The organism is Evansella clarkii (assembly GCF_002019695.1).
GTDB lineage: Bacteria > Bacillota > Bacilli > Bacillales > Salisediminibacteriaceae > Evansella > Evansella clarkii.
This window is the reverse complement of the sequence record NZ_KV917376.1, coordinates 668,369-685,835: the sequence shown is the minus strand read 5'-3', so window position 1 is coordinate 685,835 and position 17,467 is coordinate 668,369. Positions and strand designations below refer to the sequence as shown.

The following is a 17,467-nucleotide window of genomic DNA, read 5'->3' as shown; positions in this document are numbered from 1 at the left end:
TATCTTAAATCTAAGAGGTTAATAGGTGGGGTGAATAGATGGACTTTAAGGAATAGTTTGTTAAGAATAAAAATGTTAACATTCATTATCTGGAAACAGAAAGGTATGATAAAAACCTAACCCCTTTATTATATGTTCCTGGGGCAATGAATTTTGCTGAGCAATTTATTAATGTAATAAAATACTATTCACCAAGAAGATGTACACTTTTAAGTTTAAGGGGGAGAGGGCAAAGCGAAGCACCTTTTTCTGGGTATTCCTTGGAACATCATGTATCGGATATTGAAAGTGTTGTTGGAGACAGTAAAGTTCAAAATTACTGTCTTATGGCATATTCGATGGGTGTACCATATGCTATTAGATATGCTTCTAAATATCCTGAACAGATAAAAGGTTTAATACTATGATTAGATAAGCAAATAGCAGCTACTTTAACATATAAAATAATTATTGAATAATGGGCATTAGTCTGTTTTTTTAGTATGATATTTCGGGTTCCAATTAAAGACCAAATTAGGCAAAAACCTTATTTTATCAATAAAAATTACTAGTCCAATTAGCTAGATATTTGGACTAGTAATTACGGTTCTATTTGTATTTTTCTCTTCACGAACGGAACTACTTAACCTGTGATGGGTAATTCATTCTTCCCTACCTTTAAATGTTAAAGAAAATTGAAATAGAGGTTGTCACTAATAATGATATTTTGGGGCAAACTCTAATTATTAGCCATTAATAATATGGTTTATGAGTAATTCTAGTCGATTTTAAGGACAACCTTTCCGCAACCGTGTCCAGTTTCTACCTCATGATGTGCACTCACAACCTCATCAAGTGGGAATATATTTCTAGTGTGTATGTTTAACTTTCCTTGAACGTAAAGGCTAACGAGTTCGGAAAGCCGATCAGTTGAACGTTCGCTCCGTATAGGACGTACACCAAATTCCTCTGCAAGATCGAACGCTACAATTGTTCCAATTCGCTCCATGTCATTGACAAGCTTCATTGAGGCTTCCAAAGCGTCTCCCCCCGCAGCGTCAAAGGCAACATCTACACCTCTCGGGGAGATTGATCGCACTCTGTCAACAAGTCCTTCTCCATAGGTAACAGGGACCGCGCCTAGTGAACGGAGGTAATCGTGATTGCGTTCGCTGGCGGTGCCGATGACTGTTGCTGCTCCCCACGCTTGTGCCAATTGTACTGCGAAGGTACCAACTCCACCAGCTGCAGCATGAATCAATACGGTGTCTCCCTTGCCAACACCAAGCTCACGTAATGCCGTGTGAGCAGTTTGCCCTGAGGCAGTTATAACACCTGCATGCTCCCAAGACATTTTCTGTGGTTTCTGCACAATCTGATCCACACTGACAACTACATATTCGGCATAACAAGCCATTAACGCCCAGCCTAAAACCTCATCGCCCATAGTGAAGCCTGTGACACCCTCTCCCACTTGATCGATAATTCCAGAGAACTCATTACCAAGAATCTGAGGAAAAGTAATCTCCAGTCCCGGCGGTGTCCATCCACTATTACGTACTGCACAATCGAACGGTTGGACGCCAGCGGCTTTAACCCGTACTCGAACTTGACCTGCTCCAGCTTGCGGGTCATCAAGTTCCATTATCTGTAACATTTCCGGTGGCCCATAACTTGAAAATGCTGCTGCTCGCATATAGCATCTCACCTTATCACATATCATCTGCACATCTATAAAAAGAGGTTTTTCCCATTTTCCTTTTCAGTAGCAGAGCGCTATTGAATGTATTTATACTCAGCTAAAAACTTCAACAGTAAATCCACCAGGAGCTTTAACATAAAATGTCCAACGATGAGCCCTTATTGGTAGTTTTACGTTATATCCATCATCCTTTAATCGTTGATTGATCTTATTTACCTGTTCTTCGCTCTCCTGTTCAAAACCTATATGAAACGACTGAGGATAGTTAACATGAACACCTTTCATTAGGGCGAGCAAAAATCCGTCTTTATCAACCAGTACAGCGAATGAATCGCTATGATTACCTTTGGTCTGTAAGTTAAAATATTGCTCAAAAAATATTCGAGTAGCATCAACGTCTGTAACAGTAAGATTCATGTGATTTAGTTTCATCAATTTCACCACCTTTTGCCTTTCATTTGTATTACTAATTCTCAAGAACAATTGCTGACAATTAGAGAAGCAACGACTGGGCACAGGGAACTAACAAGCGCAAACCAGCTGCTGATATCCCAAAAGCGCGGTCTCGACTTTTGGGAGCAAAATAGCGCACTGGAGTAATCATGGCTGCAGCGGGAACTACTTCAGCACCCATTCCTAGCAATGTCCTTCCAAGGAGAACCATCAAAAATGCTTGGGATGTCAGGCTGGTCATGGGATCACAAGCAAAAATGGAGCCGTCACTTACGGGATGCTTGAAGATCGTTTTTAACTTAAAAATTATGCGTAGATCAACATGCAGGCTGTAGAAATCCAACTTACTTGCGAGTATGAAAGATGAAAGTCCATACTGATTTCAGGAAGTACGGTATTAAACATCATTGCACTCATCATCGATATGATAAGTGTGAAGACCAGAGGACTTATTAATTTCACTCATGTGCGTTGCTGAACCGCACTTCCCATTCGTAATCCCTCTTCCTACAAACAAAATCTGTGTCATCTTGTAATAATCATATTATGATAAATAGTAAATAAATTAAAATATATATTTTTATATAATTATATAAACCAGAGTATATCAATAGGCGGTGGGAAAAATGGAATTGTTGCAACTACAATATTTTCGAACGGTTGCTAGGTTAGAACACATGACCAAAGCGGCGCAAGAAATTCGTATTGCTCAACCTGCTCTTAGTAAAACAATTGCGAGGTTGGAAGAGGATTTGGGTGTACAGTTATTTGAGCGGAAAGGAAGGAATATCCAACTCAATTCATTTGGGAAGGTATTTCTGAAGAAAGTGGAGATCGCGCTTTCGGCACTTGAAGAAGGCAGAAAAGAAGTCAAGGATCTTGCGCGGATAGAAGGGGGGCGTGTTTTTATATCAACAACAACTCATAAATGTTTTTCTGACCTCATAGGCACTTTCTTATCCGAGCATCCTGATATTAAACTCCAAATCAGCCAAGCTTCAAATAATGAAAAGGTGAAACAACTAAGAAATGGCGATATCGATTTTTGCATTACTTTTCCACCACTAGAAGTGGAGGGGATAGCTGGAAAATCCTTTCTCACTGAAGAAATATTACTAGCTGTTCCGACCACGCACCGATTCGCTGATCGTAAGAGGATCGACCTTAGTCAGTTGTTTGACGATGCTTTTATAAGTATAAAAGAAGGAAATCCTTTTCGAGAAATGACTGATGATTTTTGTAAAAAAGCAGGTTTCACCCCAAAAATTGTTTGTGAAGTTGACGAACTTTCCGCAATAAGTCATTTCATTCGCACCGGCATTGGTGTTGCTTTTTTGCCAGAAACTTTAATAGAAAATAAGAAGCTACCTATTCGCCTTTTGCAAATTGATAAGCCAGTTTGTCAGCGCACCTACCAAATAGCATGGTTAGAAAATCGCTACCTGTCCATTGCAGCTCAAAAATTTCGAGATTTTGTGTATCATTACTTTAATGATTTACAAAAACAAAGTAATCATCCTTCACTTTAAGCAGATTTTTATATCCAAAGGTCATAAAAGTATTTATGGAAAGTTGCAAATCTCTTTCATATTGTTAAATGCAAGCGCCAGTTCCTGCACCTGTTTCCCTATAAGTATGGCTTCTCCTTCTGCCGTTGCACATATCCTGATGCAGAAGTTTGTTCAGGGCCTTTCTCTCTAAACCTAAAGAAATTGAGGTAAAGGTTCACCCCTTATTGAAGTAAGTCAAATAAGCTGTCAATGCTCATTTTCAACAAAACCAGCTATTAGTTAATGCCCTGTGGACTATAGAACAACAGGCGGTTTAACTGTTTTAGCCTTAATCTCCTCAAGAAAATCAACAAGAGTAAACCCTCAAGAGTATACTTTACACTAATAATTTTACGGTATGGCCTTTTCTTTTCCCAGAATGCCTGGGACCTGACTTTCTCCTTTTTAAACATTCAGACCTACAACTGAATTCATTATAGACGTCTCCTTTAGAATAACTTGCTGGTTACTCCTAACCAATCTTGCAGTGTCATAGCTTCGCTTGATATACGAGATCAAGTCCCAACCAGCCTCATACATGTTTCTACAAGTAGGGGGAGAGCGGTTTAGTTGTCGGATTCAAGGCCCCACGGGGAGGGTCGTACTGCCCCAGCTACTGTTATAATAAGACCACATAAAATAAGGTCAACCAGAAAATATCTGGCTAACCTTATAATACGAACGGGAGCGTTAGTTGAATAAGGGGAAATATATAGAAAAAAAGCACCTGAATAATGAACAGCACCCCGTCAAGTAGACAGCTGAAATAACAAAAATGTATTAAGCGGCCTTAGCTCTGTACTCACAGGGACTGAGGCCGTTTAGTTTTTCCTGGTAACGGTAATGGTTATAGAACTGTATGTAGTCATCAATGTCTTTTTGTAGTTCCTCGAAAGTATTGTCTGAACCAAGCCTGTATTTTTCACACTTCAATTTGCCCCAGAACGACTCCATCGGGCCATTGTCAATACAGCGGCCAACACGGGACATGCTTTGCTTCATATTCGCCTGTTCGATCATTCTCTTAAAAGGATGGGAGGTGTATTGAAATCCTCGGTCACTGTGTAACAGTGCCTGTGAATCAGGTGCTGCCTTCAGAGCTTTTTTCAGCGTTTTAAACACGAGCTCATTGTTGTTTGATTTACCAAGTACATAAGAGATCACGCTGCCATCATGGAGGTCCATAATGGCACTGAGGTAAGCCTTACGGTTACCATACTTCATTTCTGTCACATCAGTTACCCACTTCTGGTTTGGGCGATCTGCCTGGAATTCGCGATTCAGTACATTTTCAGCTGTATGCTGGGGTGAAGAGTATTTATAACGGCATTTCTTACGACGAATGACAGACAAGAGGTTAGCACTTTTCATAAGACGGAGAATACGTTTATGGTTCAAAGGCTCCTTAAAGATCCGGTTCATCGAAATCGCCATTCTCCGATAGCCATAAATACCCTTCAACTTATGTTGAAGAAGAGTCATCTCTTCCATAACTCGTCGATTTAATTTCTCTCTGGCCGAAGGTCTGCGATTCTTCCATTTGTAATATCCCTGCCTGGAAACATGGGCAATGTCACAAAGTAACTGGACAGACATATTTTCTTCCGTGCTGAGTTCGTATATAGCAGTGTACCGGCTATGGTACCGGGTCTCACTCAATACCGCCTCCTTTCGATCTCCTCCAACTTTTTTAAGAACGCATTTTCCGCACGAAGACGCTCGTTCTCTATTTTCAGCTTCTTCATTTCTTTTTCTTCTTTTGTCATTTCTTTTTCCGTTCTTTGCTTTCCACGATTATCCTGAAGAGCTTCTTCCCCACCTTGAAGGTACTTTCTTACCCAGCTGTAAATCTGTGCATAAGAAACCTTGTGAATCTCCACTGATCGGGCATAATCTTTCCCATGAGCCAAACAGTCTTTAACGATTTCAACCTTTTCCTCGAAACAAACCTTCTTTCCCTTGGTCATAGAGCGACTCAATCCTTTCCTGTCATCCTTAAGTGCTTTATGACCATTATAAAGCTCGACCCATCCCATGAGAACCGATCTAGTTGAGATCCCATATTTCCTTATAACTTCATTTTGTGAAAATCTGCCGGAGAGATAGTCACGAACGGCTGCCTGCTTTAGTTCGGCTGAATAAGATGTATGACTCCTTATTGGTTCCAGGCTCTCAGCGCCGGACTCTTCATACAGAGCCCTCCAATTCCTAATGGTTCTTGCATTAAGACTATATTTTCTCTACCTCTTCACCAGGGAGGTCCCCTTCGTTATATTCAGCGATAATCCTAAGTTTTTCTGATGCCGTAAAGTCTTTTCTAGACACAAAAACTCCCCCAAAGGTAAACAGATTTTGTTTATTTCATCTGTCTACCTTTGGGGGAGCATATCAATAATTCGGGTGCTTTTTCCGTTGTTAAAATGGGTGTGATTTCTTTGTCAGTTAGTATGCGAATTAGTACGTTAATTGCCTTGTTTTTAACAAAATTGGCTCCTAAAACCGAACACATTATGATTATAAAGGGTCTCTTATTCTTTTGATGCAGTAGGCATTGAACTAGTCAGTTTCTATAAGAGGAATATAAAAAGCAAACGCAAAATAAACGGAGTTTTTCCGGTTAAATGAAGACGGGTGCTCGTTTTGGACTAGTATAAGGGGAAGTTTTCCGGTTATTGAAAAGAAATTCTCTCATTTTTGAGTATTTCAGGTTAATAGGCGGAATCGCTCCGTCTATTTAGGCACTTTTTAATAAATTTTATTAATTAACCGGAATTTTTCCGTCTAAATATTTCATCGGCTGATTTCTTACTAAAATTCGCCCTCCTCCCGGAAAGTGAGGAGCTTTGCAGTAGATATTTATTAATACAGTCCGCCAATTGGCGGGTATACCTCAACTCTACAGAGACGTAATACAACCTTACCGTACTCAACTCCATTCCCCCCCTCACACTGGCCTCTTCTTTTTCACCCTGGAATAAACAAAAACCGACAGCGCCATGAGCAGGCCTGCGCCTATAATCATTAATGCAATCATACCCACTCCCATTCCTTCCCATCCACCGATGACGAACAGACTGATCATCAGCAGGGTTAAGCCAAGCTGGTTGATGATATGGGGAAGAAAGTACTTCCGCAGCTTGTTGTAAACGACTCCGAGCAGCAGCCACCCGGCAGCTGTCAACGCTAATATTCCATAAATTATCCAATCCATAATTTTTCCTCCTGAAAAATAAATGTAAATATTTCCATAAATACATTGTAATACGATGTATGTCGTATTACAATATCAATATTACATGAATCATTTAAAGAGGTGAATGGACTTGGATAAAGAGATGATGAAAGGGAGCATTGATTTATTGCTTCTCACGTTAATTGCCCAGCAGGATATGTACGGTTATGAGATTACAAAAAAATTAAAGCAGCTAAGTGACGGAGCATATGAAATGAGCGAAGGGACACTTTATCCCGCATTGAAGCGTCTCGAGCGGAACCAGTGGGCAGCATCCTACTGGAGCGAGACGGAAGCGGGGCGGCGGAAATATTATCAAATCACTGATGAGGGGAGAAGTGAGCTGGAGAAGAAGCATAAGAATTTCGATATGATCCGTAACCTGGTGAAAAGGAGCACGGAGGGATTAGGTGAAATCTGATTTCAATCGGTATGTGGAGAGAATTGTAAATCAGACAGAGTGCTCAAAGGAAGAGAAGGCAGACATGGCTGAGGAAATGACCGTCCACCTTGAGATGAGAAAAGAGGAATTAATCAGTGAGGGGATGAGCAGTGGTGAGGCTGAACGAAAGGCAATGGAGATGTTTGGCTCCGGGGTAGAGATCGGTGCGGCACTGCAGCAGTCTGTCTACCCTTACCGGAAAGAGTTTATGCTTACCCTCAGCATTGTCTCCTTCGTCTTTATTTTTTCTGCCTATTTGCTCGCTTTAATAACTCAGGGTGATGCTTATATCGTCTGGCTGATCAGCGCCGTCATAATAAACTCGCTGCTTTTATTCACCGCTCTGAACCAATTTGGGAAAGGGAGCAGAAGACGCTGGATGAACGGCATGTTAATCGCCCATATTCTCAACTTGTTATTCGGTTTTGGGATCATATCCAGTATTGATCATACTTTTTATCTCCCGTTAGCCGCAGTGAACTGGCTGCTGATTATTCTGGCCTTAGCACTTGTATACCAGACAACTATTTATGAAACGAATTTCCAGAAGACGAATGTGAGAGAGGCAAAGTGGCTGCACACGATTAATTTTCCGGCGGGCATCGTTTTTTCAACAGTGACATTATTTTTTATCTGGGCCGGACTATGGCTGTTCGGGGGCTTCCAGCTGTGGATGGTGGTAACGGTGCTTCCCCTTGCAGGATGGTCCCTGCTGTATTGGGGCCAGATGAAGCTGCTGGGAAAAAACAAGTACTGCTCCTTTGCGCTTGCAGGCATAACCGTAGCAGCTGCTGTTTACGTACTCGTGAAAATCTCAGAGCTGATTTTACTACATTAGATAAGGGGTTATTTCCATGAATAAGAAAAAAATTTTTATCATAGCCGGGGGTATTGGCGGCATAACGGTCATACTCTCGGCCGCAGGAATCATTCTGGGGAAGGACAGCGATGAAAAAATGAACGGCCTGTCTTCCCAGTATGATATTTCTCCTGATGGGGCAATCGCATATGTAAACTATACGGACGGTGAGCCGGCGCTATACTTGCAGAGCCAGGACGGGGAACAGGCAGACAAACTCGCTGAACTGGAGAATGATAAAGTGATACTGGATCCGGCTTTTTCCAGAAACGGAGATAAGCTTGCTTTTATAGCGACCGGGAAAGATCCAGAGCAGGAGCTGCTTAGTACCGTTCACTTACTGGAATTGCCGAACGGTGAAACTAGTGAGCTGTTTTCAATCTCTGCAGCTGTAACAGAAATTGAATTTTCAGCGGAAGACGAATCTGTTTTTTACCTGAGCGCCGAAATCTTTGATAATTATTCGCCTATTGCCAGCAAGCAGCCCCATGACTTTGATCTTCATGAATTTAACCTGGCAACAGGAGAGCATAAGAAGCATACCGATCTTGAAAAGTATTCCATGCAGTCCATGAAAATAAGCGGGGAAGGGAGTTCTGTTTTTGTGCAGATGCCTGATGATGCCCATGTGCAGTCAGCCGAAGATATTTTCAATGACATGTATCAGCGGGTGTTTGAAATCCCTCTGGATGACCCGAACGGTCTTCAGGTAGTGAGCGACCCCGAATTGGAGAGGGATATCTATACATTCGAATTGACGCCTGAAGAAAATGAAATTATTTATCAGGCGATCAGCGATCCTGAATCTTCAGGTATTTTTCAGTATGAATTGTTCCGCTACAACCGGGAAACGAAGGAGCATGAGCAGCTCACAGATTTAAAGAAGCATGCAGGAGATCCTGTGATTGCTGCTGACCGAATTTACTTCACGACAGATGTAAACTTCGGCAAGGGAGACCCGGAATATGAATTATATGAAATGAACTTGGACGGTACAGAAGCCAGGAAGGTGCAGCTTATGGACGGACAGGGCGAGGGAAGTTAAGAGGGGCTTAGATAAATAAGGCTTCATACTTTACCTGGTAAACACCAGGAACCGGCCGTGCAACAGCTGCCGGCCGGTACTGCTTGAAGCATGATTAATCCGCTCTCTCATACACTTCAAGGCTTTGAAAAATCCCCTTCATTTTCCATTTATCCATAAATTTATTTCCTTTCCCCACCTGCAAAGTCACAAACGCTTAAGGGAACTGACAGTAGATTATTTTTCACGGGTTATGAAAATCACCGGGAATTATATTTTGTAAAAAAAGATTATTTTGCTAGGAGGGAGGAGTTCTGCATGATAAATTAAAGATGGCAAGAGATGAGTTATTGGAGGAGGGGCTGAATTGCCTGTATTAACAAGTAATAATGTCACCCTGTATTACGAAAATCAGGGAGAAGGAAAAGCGATTATTTTTACACACGGTGCGTCCTGGAACCATAAACAATGGCATCCGCAGGTTGACTATTTTTCTGAGAATTATCAAACGGTCGTCTGGGATGTCAGAGGGCATGGACAATCATCTTTACCTAAAGGGAAAGTTGACTCTGAAGATTTTTCCAGAGACTTGATTGCTCTGTTAGACCATCTGAATATTGAAAAGGCGGTGCTTTGCGGTTTATCTATGGGCGGCCATATTTCACTTCAGACCGCGATTCGTTACCCGGATAGAGTGGAAGCATTAATATTAATTGGAACTCCTTTTACTAATTCATTTAATTGGTATGAAAAAATATTCGTTCCGGTCAACCGTTTTTCCAACCGCTTAATACCCATGAGTGCTGCCGGAAAAATACAAGCAAAGATGCTTTCGAAATTTAATCCCGATAATAAAGATTACATACAGGAAGCCTTTGAAATGATTGATAGAAATAACTGGAATCGTGTGTGGGATGCTGTAACCAGAATGGAAAGCGGGAAGGATCTGGAAAAAGTAAAGTGCCCGACATTACTTTTACAAGGGGATCATGACACGATGATTATGAGGGAACAGAAAGCGATGATGGAAAAAATAAAAAATGCGCAATTGAAAATCATAAAGAATGCACACCACGCAACAAACTTAGATAACCCGGATGAGGTTAACAGAGTAATACAGGAATTTTTAACTGAAAACGATATTTAAACTATATAGATTATTTGATTACGCTGAGACAATGAAAACAACGAGATTTGGTTCATTTCCATCTCATTATATTCTACCTTCAGGCAGAAAGGCGGCTTTATATGAGAACCAGTGAAATTGCTGAACTGGCACAAGTTCATCCAAATACTGTCCGTCTATATGAAGAATGGCAGTTTATGTCGCCTGTGCCGAGAAAAGCTAATGGTTACAGAGATTATTCAGAACTGCATTTAAAGCAAATGAAAATAGCCAGGCTTGCTTTCAGACAGGAATTTATTCAAAGTAACTTAAGAAAAAAGGCAGCGAAAATTGTGCAGCTTAGCGGTGGTCAACAGTTCAAGGAGAGCTTACAAGCAGCCGAATCCTACTTAGCTTATTTACAGACAGAATATGATTATGCTCTAAAAGCTATTGAAACAGTTGACCAGTTATTAAAAAACAAACCAGTTACATGTAAAACTTATTCGCACCAGTCTGTTGCTGCGATGCTTCAATTGACGGAAGAAACAATACGAAACTGGGAACGAAACGGGTTATTTTCTGTTGAAAGAAATACACAGAATCGAAGAATTTATACAGAACGTGATGTGCAAAAATTACTCATTATCCGCACGTTACGCAGCGCACACTTTTCAATTGCAAGCATAGCCCATTTATTTCATGAGATGGAAGATCCAAAAGAAACCACAGATATCATGCAAATCTTAATGTCTCCGAAGTTTACAACCGAATTTTTTCATGTAACAGATGATTTAATAAATCAATTAAAAATAGCCATGAAAGATGTGGAATCAATCATAGCTATTTTAAAGGAGTTACAATAATTTGGAAGGGGCATTGCCATCCACTAATACAGTTAATTCGTGCATCGCCCTGGTTGCCCCAATATAAAGCAGTCCACGCTCGAAAGTCGTTTTGTAATTGGTTTCGTTCACAAAAGGCAAGATGACGGAATCAAACTCAAGCCCTTTGGCATACTGGATCGTTGTTAACAGGAGGCCGGTTTCAAACCTTTCTGTCTGGGCGTCGAGCACGGTGAAGGGTATGTTTAACTGGTGCTGCAAGACGAGTAAATCCTTTTCCGATTTACAGATGATAGCCGTAGTTTTAAAGTCATTCCGGGCATTCTCATGGATTAGCTCCATCATTTGCTCAAATGTTGTATATGTTAATTCTTTTGGTTCTTTTCCATGCCTTGCAATGGGGTGAATCTCTCCGCTATGCATAAATTTCTTCGCATAGATGGCAATTTCATACGATGACCGATACGTTGTTGTTAACTCTGCATAGTCTATATTAGTAAATATGTTTTCAAACCCCTCTTTTGAAATGGTTTTGTACGGCAAAAGTGCCTGGCTAAAGTCTCCAATGATAGTCCGCTTACAACTAAACACCTTTGACAATACTGCATATTGAACAGGGGTGTAATCCTGCATTCATCTAACACAAAGTGCTGGACAAGCTCATACTTCTTAATCCCTTTAAAATAAAACTGTACGTATAAGTAAGGGTAGACATCATTAAATTCGAAGTGCTTCTTTGAAAAGATAAATGAACCCTCTCCAAGCGTCTCGCTAAATGCGCGATAGATTGCAAGTGGTGATGTGTAAAGAAGACGTTTTTTCAAACGTTTCATAATTTCATTCTTGCTTGGAATTTTTCCTTCTCTATTACGTTTTGCTTTTAGTACTTGAAGAATATCGTCTGTCATAAGCTCTAAACGGGTGACAACCGGTTCTTTTCGATACTGAAGGAAACGGCCTTTTAAATAATCTGCCGAAAATTCTGTGCCAGCAATGGAGATGGTTTCGTCTTTAAGCAGCTTCGAATCTAATTCATACAAATAAGATTGTAATTTCTCAACAAATGAATAATTTCCCTTGATTTTAGCTCGAGTGGCTAAAGTTCCTTCAGGATCAGATAAAATGACATTCGTTTCTTCCTGAAATGGTGTAAACGTAACAGCTGCTGGTAATAAGTTAGTGGTAAGCTCGTCCAGGGTGAAGGAACGAATCGGCTCTTCGCCAAGCTCTGGCAGGACCGATGAAATATAATCTCCAAACACTTTATTTGGCGACAAAATAAAAATACGTTCTGGTTTTAACGTATCACGGAATTTATATAGAAAATAAGCGAGGCGGTGCAGTGCTACCGCAGTTTTCCCTGACCCTGCTACTCCTTGGATGATGACATTATATGCGGAGTCATTACGGACAATTCTATTTTGTTCCCGCTGAATAGAAGTGACAATCGTTTTCATCTTTTCATTTGAATGCTGATTCAATGTTTGCTGTAGAACTTCATCCTGTATCGTTAACGAACTATCCAGGACAAATTGAAGCTTGGAATTCTCGATTTTAATCTGTCGCTTCCCGGTAAGTTTCCCTTCAAATCGTTGTTCCATCGCAACATAATGCGCCTTGCCGATTTCAAATTCGTAGTATAGATTACAAACAGGTGCGCGCCAATCATAGATCAGTGGTGTCCCTTCTTCATCTGTAAAACCAAAACGCCCAATATAAAATGTTTCTGTTTCATCAGGGGAGTCTCCAATGTATAAAAAGTCAAACCGGCCAAAATAAGGGGATTCGATCAGCTTTTTTACTTGTTCACGTTCCCTTACTTGTGCAAAGCCCTGCTTATCAATCATGCTTAACGTTTGCTGGTAATCATACACTTCGAATTTATCGAGTTCACTTTTATAGTCAACCATATATTTTTGCAGGTCTTTAAAATTCTGATCCTGATCTTCTATATTTGATGAGAGCTTTTTATATGCTTTTCTTAATTGAATTAACGTTTCTTCGAGATAACTAACTTCTTTTATATCCGCCATGAAAGTTCCCTCCTTTTAAAGTGCAACAACAAGTTTAACAAAGTAAATCTCGCTGGTGTTTATATGGAGGGTTTTATTTTGGAACTGGCAGGAGTTTGTGCGGTATGAAAACCCTGTGGCAGCCGCACTTTTGAGTAAAATGGCACGGGCCGGATATAAATGAAGAAACCAACCCACATTCTTCAGCTGGCGGGTTTACTTCAGAGGTGCAAACAAGCCATTTACAAGCAAAATCACATGTGATTTTTTGTTGTTATATCAGTCTTCTATTGTTAAAAGACAGAAAACTACACAGTATTTTACACTCCTATTCACGCTGCTTTACTGGGCATGAGAAAGATTGTTAAAGAAAAACAGGGGCTTTTAATAGGAACGGGAGGGGAAGCCAAGATGAGAAAAACAGTTTTATTTATTCACAGTGCTGGTCCGCAAGGCGAAGGAGAAGGAAGTAGCAATCTTTCAGCGTATTTGGAAAGAAAACTCAGGAATCAATATAACTTTGTTTGTCCAAAGATGCCTAACCCGGAGAACCCCGAATATACCCTATGGAAGAAACAGCTTGAAAAAGATCTGGATAAGCTTAACGGAGAGGTGATTTTGGTTGGTCATTCATTGGGAGGATCTGTTTTATTAAAGTACCTTTCCGAGGAATCATCTAATCTGACTTTCTGTGGTTTGTTTATCATTGCTTCACCATACTGGGGGTTAGATGAAGATTGGCAGTTGAAAGATTTCATGCTCCAAAGTAATTTCCAGAAAAGTTTGCCCGCAATTCCCAACCTGTTTCTTTACCACAGCCGCGACGAAGTAATAGTACCTATTAAACATCATAAAACCTATTCAGAAAAACTTCCACAAGCATCCACACGGGAACTTGCAGGCAATCAACATTTGTTTCAGAATGGCTTACCTGTATTGGTGAATGATATAGAGAAATTATAAGGAATTATATTATAAAAAATCGTAGAAAGCAGGAGAAGAAGTGATTAAAAGGGACGGATCTCACGTAACATTTCAGGCTGAAAGGCCGTTTTTCACGTGAGAACCGTCCCCGCTTTTCGATACTAAAAGAGCTCGTTTTTTGTGAACGGGACGAACCATTCATCAAAAACTGTAAAACGCACTTTTTCCCTTCATAAAGAAAAGTGAACGTCCCACCCTTCCATAACGACAAAGGGAAGGAAAGTGTGCAGTAATGTACTTAAGTTAACGGGGAGAAGAATTGAATAATATGTTGATCTTTACGTTACGTTAAAGAGTAATATAAATGAGTAAAATTAACTTATACGGAGGAATCATCTACAATGGTTGACAATAACACAATAATGGGTCTGGGTAAATGTGTTGAATGCGGGGCGAAGGAAACAGATGGATTTTCCTGCTACGAGATGTTTCAATTTCCACTGGTTTGGGAGCATAACGACCCAGAACTATATGCTTTACATTTTTGGCTGGTTTCTTGCTATATGATTCAACACCCCTCTAACTATACTGAAGAAGGATATAAACTCATGGTGAATTTATTCACTGAAGCGTATGATAATGAGTGGCACACAGAATATATTCTTAGAAGAAATCGGGATCTCGTTTCAAAGATAGATAAAATAACCAATCCACTGCCAAATAACAAAAGAAAACGTAGATATAGAAATTGGTCGATGACAATTGAGGAAATATATATAAGTGGAGAAGCGAGCAGTTGAGAAGAATCGAAAAGAAGATAGATGTTTTAGAGAGTATAGTAAACTCCTCTTCAACAAACGGAGAGCGATAGCACAAGAAGCTGTCGCTGCTCTTGTTTCATAAACGGGGGAGTTTACTTCGATAAATAAAAAAAGCGATGAAATCATCGCCATATTTAAGCATCTTTATTTAAACGTTCCTTCTGATAAATATAATCAACCCGTTCTTTAGTTTGCATAAGTAGTGAAGCTAAAATTGCAGTGTAAATAGATGTTAAAAGAATTGCAATTATTCCTACACCAACCAGATTATTATTACCATACATAAATATCACCGCCTTTTTCTTTTAATGCTTCAACAATATTTTGCTCTTGAAACTTATTTTTATTCAAAAGAATCAAGGAATTGTTGCAGTTTGATGATAATCACTCATCTTCTTCAACTAACAGGAAGCATTAGTTGAACAAGGAAAAGATAAGAAAAAAATTGAGTTTTTCATAAAGGGGGGGAAGTATAGTGGCGACAGACTTTATTGATATTTTGTATCAGATAGTCGGATTCTTAATTCCTGTGTCTTTAATTATTTTAATTTTCTACTTAATACGTTCAACAAAGAAAAGAAGCGAGCAGTTGAGAAGAATCGAAAAGAAGATAGATGTTTTAGAAAGTAAAGTAAACTCCTCTTCAACAAACGGGTCGCTGCTCTTGTTCAACGGGGAGCATTCCTGTAATTAAAGAATTTGGAGTTTGATAGAAAAAGAGCCCTCTTGGTATGATACGAGGTGTCCAAAGCTTTGCGCGCAAAAGGACCCTTAATTGATAACCAAGGAGGACTCACTAATGAATTATAACCAAAATAACAAAATAGCTCAAATCACAGCTGAAACTCTAATCGTAGGTGTTGATATTGCGAAGTTTAACCACGTCGCAAGAGCACAGGACTTCAGAGGAATGGATCTAGGAAAATCTATTACTTTTGAAAATACGCAATCAGGGTTTGATGGCTTAATAGGTTGGATCAATCAACTTCAAGCTGCTAATCAAATGAACAAGGTTATCGTTGGTATGGAGCCGACAGGGCATTACTGGCTTAACCTTGCACATTACTTAAAAGAATTAAATATCAAGTGTGTTGTGGTCAATCCGTTACACACGAAGAAAAGTAAAGAATTAGACGATAATTCACCAACCAAGAATGACGTAAAAGATGCCAAAGTCATAGCACAACTGGTCAAAGATGGTCGCTACGCTGAACCAATTATCCCTGAAGGTGTTTATGCGGAACTCCGAGGGGCCATGAAAATACGCGAACTACTATCAACGGACCTCCGGTCTGTGCAAGGCAAGGTACACAATTGGCTAGACCGTTATTTTCCTGAGTTTTTTACCGCATTTAAAGACTGGGAAGGAAAGGCTGCACTTCGTACTTTAAAGCTTGATCTTCTGCCAGATGAGCTACTGAAATTATCTGATGATGAAATTTTACAACACCTTAAAAAGGGCGCCCAAAGAGGTGTTGGTTTAAGTAGAGTGAAGAGATTAAAAGAGGCAGCTAGTCGTTCAGTCGGCATTAAACAAGGGAATAACATGGCTAAATTAGAGCTTAAAACCTTATTGGCTCAATATGATTTACTCAAAGAAAAGTTCGAGGAACTAGATGCTCATTTAGATGAATTACTTAAACAAGTTCCTGGTGTGCAGAACATGGTGGCAATCACAGGAATAGGGAAAGATACTGTCGCTGCGTTTCTAGCTGAAGTAGGCGATCTAAGAAACTATTCTCACCCAAAACAAATTATTAAACTAGCTGGACTAAACTTACGGGAAAATACATCAGGACTTCATAAAGGACGCACCACCATTACAAAACGAGGAAGAAAGAAGCTAAGAGCTCTCCTCTTTAGAGTTGTAATGCCTTTAGTCGCGAAGAACCAAGCCTTTAAAGCCCTGCATGAGTATTATACTACCCGTCCAGACAATCCGTTAAAAAAGATGCCGTCTTTAATTGCCATATGCAATAAACTAATACGAATCTTATTTACAATAGGCACAAAACAATGTGAGTTCAGTGAAGAAAAGATGCTTAGTGATATTCCGCATTTTAATAACTTACAAGAAGCTGCATAACTCAATAATTTTGTTTTATTAAAACTCTATTTATCGAAGCTGATTATTAATTAATCTAATATTCTAAGACATTTGAAGCACGGAGAAGTCAGAACATAAACTAAAACTACGGGCAGAGACCCTGGCGGGGAGCATATCTGACCTCCACCCTCATGGCAAGGTTGAACGAAGGAATGTAGGAGCATCGACTCTGGGAGACATGGGAGGGTTAACCCCATGAGAAACGTGGAGATCCATCGTGGCGATCATACGTAAAATCCCCTCTACTTTAAAAAAATACTTAAGTGGAGCTGGTCAACAAGCCCCCTTACATCCATTTTCTTGAAGATAAGCTAAAACTAACCATGTAAATAATGTCTAATGAAAAAGAGTAGCTATGAAATCCTTAGATAAACGGAGTTTTCGTAAGAAAACAAAAAGATTATAGAGGGAG

18 protein-coding genes and 1 pseudogene are annotated in these 17,467 nt (G+C 40.0%); 11 read left to right on the top strand and 8 right to left on the bottom strand.

The features are described 5' to 3' along the window. Positions 1–80 precede the first annotated feature (80 nt). Positions 81–407 carry an alpha/beta fold hydrolase gene (locus BK582_RS26395; protein WP_269148992.1) on the top strand — a complete coding sequence of 109 codons (327 nt, stop codon included), beginning with the start codon at positions 81–83 and terminating at the stop codon, positions 405–407. Positions 408–757: 350 nt separating this feature from the next. Here BK582_RS26395 and BK582_RS03110 read toward each other — a convergent pair whose 3' ends face one another. Together BK582_RS03110 and BK582_RS03105 are read right to left on the bottom strand one after the other, a co-directional pair. Beyond that, positions 758–1,675: an NADP-dependent oxidoreductase gene (locus BK582_RS03110; protein WP_078592932.1), complete on the bottom strand. Its 918-nt coding sequence runs from the start codon at positions 1,673–1,675 to the stop codon at positions 758–760. Positions 1,676–1,774: 99 nt separating this feature from the next. Next, positions 1,775–2,113 (bottom strand): VOC family protein, encoded by a 339-nt coding sequence (locus BK582_RS03105; RefSeq protein ID WP_078592931.1) that lies wholly within the window; start codon positions 2,111–2,113, stop codon positions 1,775–1,777. 647 nt (positions 2,114–2,760) lie between these two features. Here BK582_RS03105 and BK582_RS03100 point away from each other — a divergent pair. Continuing rightward, complete coding sequence (locus tag BK582_RS03100; RefSeq protein WP_078592930.1) at positions 2,761–3,663, top strand: LysR family transcriptional regulator; 903 nt, start codon at positions 2,761–2,763, stop codon at positions 3,661–3,663. Between the two features lie 801 nt (positions 3,664–4,464). Here the strand turns inward: BK582_RS03100 and BK582_RS03095 are convergent. From BK582_RS03095 to BK582_RS03085, 3 genes and pseudogenes are all read right to left on the bottom strand, one after another. Next, positions 4,465–5,385, bottom strand: a pseudogene (locus tag BK582_RS03095) (IS3 family transposase); the annotation flags it as partial. Then, positions 5,340–5,843 carry a helix-turn-helix domain-containing protein gene (locus BK582_RS28275; protein ID WP_420841243.1) on the bottom strand — a complete coding sequence of 168 codons (504 nt, stop codon included), beginning with the start codon at positions 5,841–5,843 and terminating at the stop codon, positions 5,340–5,342. The pseudogene BK582_RS03095 and the gene BK582_RS28275, both read right to left, overlap by 46 nt. A 785-nt stretch (positions 5,844–6,628) precedes the next feature. Then, the gene (locus BK582_RS03085) at positions 6,629–6,895 is read right to left on the bottom strand and encodes a YesK family protein (RefSeq protein WP_078592928.1); all 267 of its coding nucleotides are present in this window, start codon (positions 6,893–6,895) and stop codon (positions 6,629–6,631) included. A 112-nt stretch (positions 6,896–7,007) separates the two neighbouring features. On the opposite strand from BK582_RS03085, the gene BK582_RS03080 reads away from it, so the two are divergent. The 5 genes from BK582_RS03080 to BK582_RS03060 all read left to right on the top strand — a co-directional run bounded on the left by BK582_RS03080 (position 7,008) and on the right by BK582_RS03060 (position 11,212). Continuing rightward, positions 7,008–7,337: a PadR family transcriptional regulator gene (locus BK582_RS03080; protein ID WP_078592927.1), complete on the top strand. Its 330-nt coding sequence runs from the start codon at positions 7,008–7,010 to the stop codon at positions 7,335–7,337. Then, entirely contained in the window at positions 7,327–8,196 is an 870-nt protein-coding gene (locus BK582_RS03075; protein ID WP_078592926.1) for a permease prefix domain 1-containing protein, read from the top strand. The genes BK582_RS03080 and BK582_RS03075 overlap by 11 nt, the downstream gene beginning before the upstream one ends. Positions 8,197–8,212: 16 nt before the next feature. Then, positions 8,213–9,262 (top strand): TolB-like translocation protein, encoded by a 1,050-nt coding sequence (locus BK582_RS03070; RefSeq protein ID WP_078592925.1) that lies wholly within the window; start codon positions 8,213–8,215, stop codon positions 9,260–9,262. Between the two features lie 346 nt (positions 9,263–9,608). Further along, on the top strand, positions 9,609–10,388 hold the full coding sequence (locus BK582_RS03065) for an alpha/beta fold hydrolase (protein WP_078592924.1): 780 nt from the start codon (positions 9,609–9,611) through the stop codon (positions 10,386–10,388). 101 nt (positions 10,389–10,489) lie between these two features. Continuing rightward, complete coding sequence (locus BK582_RS03060) at positions 10,490–11,212, top strand: MerR family transcriptional regulator (protein WP_078592923.1); 723 nt, start codon at positions 10,490–10,492, stop codon at positions 11,210–11,212. Here the strand turns inward: BK582_RS03060 and BK582_RS03055 are convergent. Then, a complete protein-coding gene (locus tag BK582_RS03055) occupies positions 11,204–11,536 on the bottom strand; it encodes an ATP-binding domain-containing protein (RefSeq protein ID WP_218190699.1) in 333 nt (110 codons plus the stop codon). The two genes, BK582_RS03060 and BK582_RS03055, sit on opposite strands and share 9 nt — an antisense overlap. Before the next feature lie 143 nt (positions 11,537–11,679). Further along, positions 11,680–13,224 carry a HelD family protein gene (locus BK582_RS26770; RefSeq protein ID WP_169910804.1) on the bottom strand — a complete coding sequence of 515 codons (1,545 nt, stop codon included), beginning with the start codon at positions 13,222–13,224 and terminating at the stop codon, positions 11,680–11,682. 390 nt (positions 13,225–13,614) lie between these two features. Here BK582_RS26770 and BK582_RS03050 point away from each other — a divergent pair, with 390 nt between their 5' ends. Both BK582_RS03050 and BK582_RS03045 read left to right on the top strand, forming a co-directional pair. Beyond that, complete coding sequence (locus tag BK582_RS03050; RefSeq protein ID WP_078592921.1) at positions 13,615–14,166, top strand: alpha/beta fold hydrolase; 552 nt, start codon at positions 13,615–13,617, stop codon at positions 14,164–14,166. A 362-nt stretch (positions 14,167–14,528) separates the two neighbouring features. After that, positions 14,529–14,927, top strand: a complete 399-nt coding sequence (locus BK582_RS03045; protein WP_078592920.1) for a DUF5946 family protein — start codon at positions 14,529–14,531, stop codon at positions 14,925–14,927. A 155-nt stretch (positions 14,928–15,082) separates the two neighbouring features. On the opposite strand, the gene BK582_RS26765 is transcribed toward BK582_RS03045, so the two are convergent. Further along, a complete protein-coding gene (locus tag BK582_RS26765) occupies positions 15,083–15,232 on the bottom strand; it encodes a hypothetical protein (RefSeq protein ID WP_169910801.1) in 150 nt (49 codons plus the stop codon). 191 nt (positions 15,233–15,423) lie between these two features. Between BK582_RS26765 and BK582_RS03040 the strand changes: the two genes are divergently transcribed. After that, complete coding sequence (locus BK582_RS03040; RefSeq protein WP_078592919.1) at positions 15,424–15,642, top strand: hypothetical protein; 219 nt, start codon at positions 15,424–15,426, stop codon at positions 15,640–15,642. Between the two features lie 105 nt (positions 15,643–15,747). After that, positions 15,748–17,034, top strand: coding sequence for an IS110 family RNA-guided transposase (locus tag BK582_RS03035; protein WP_078592918.1), 1,287 nt, complete (start codon positions 15,748–15,750; stop codon positions 17,032–17,034). The last annotated feature ends 433 nt before the right edge of the window (positions 17,035–17,467 follow it).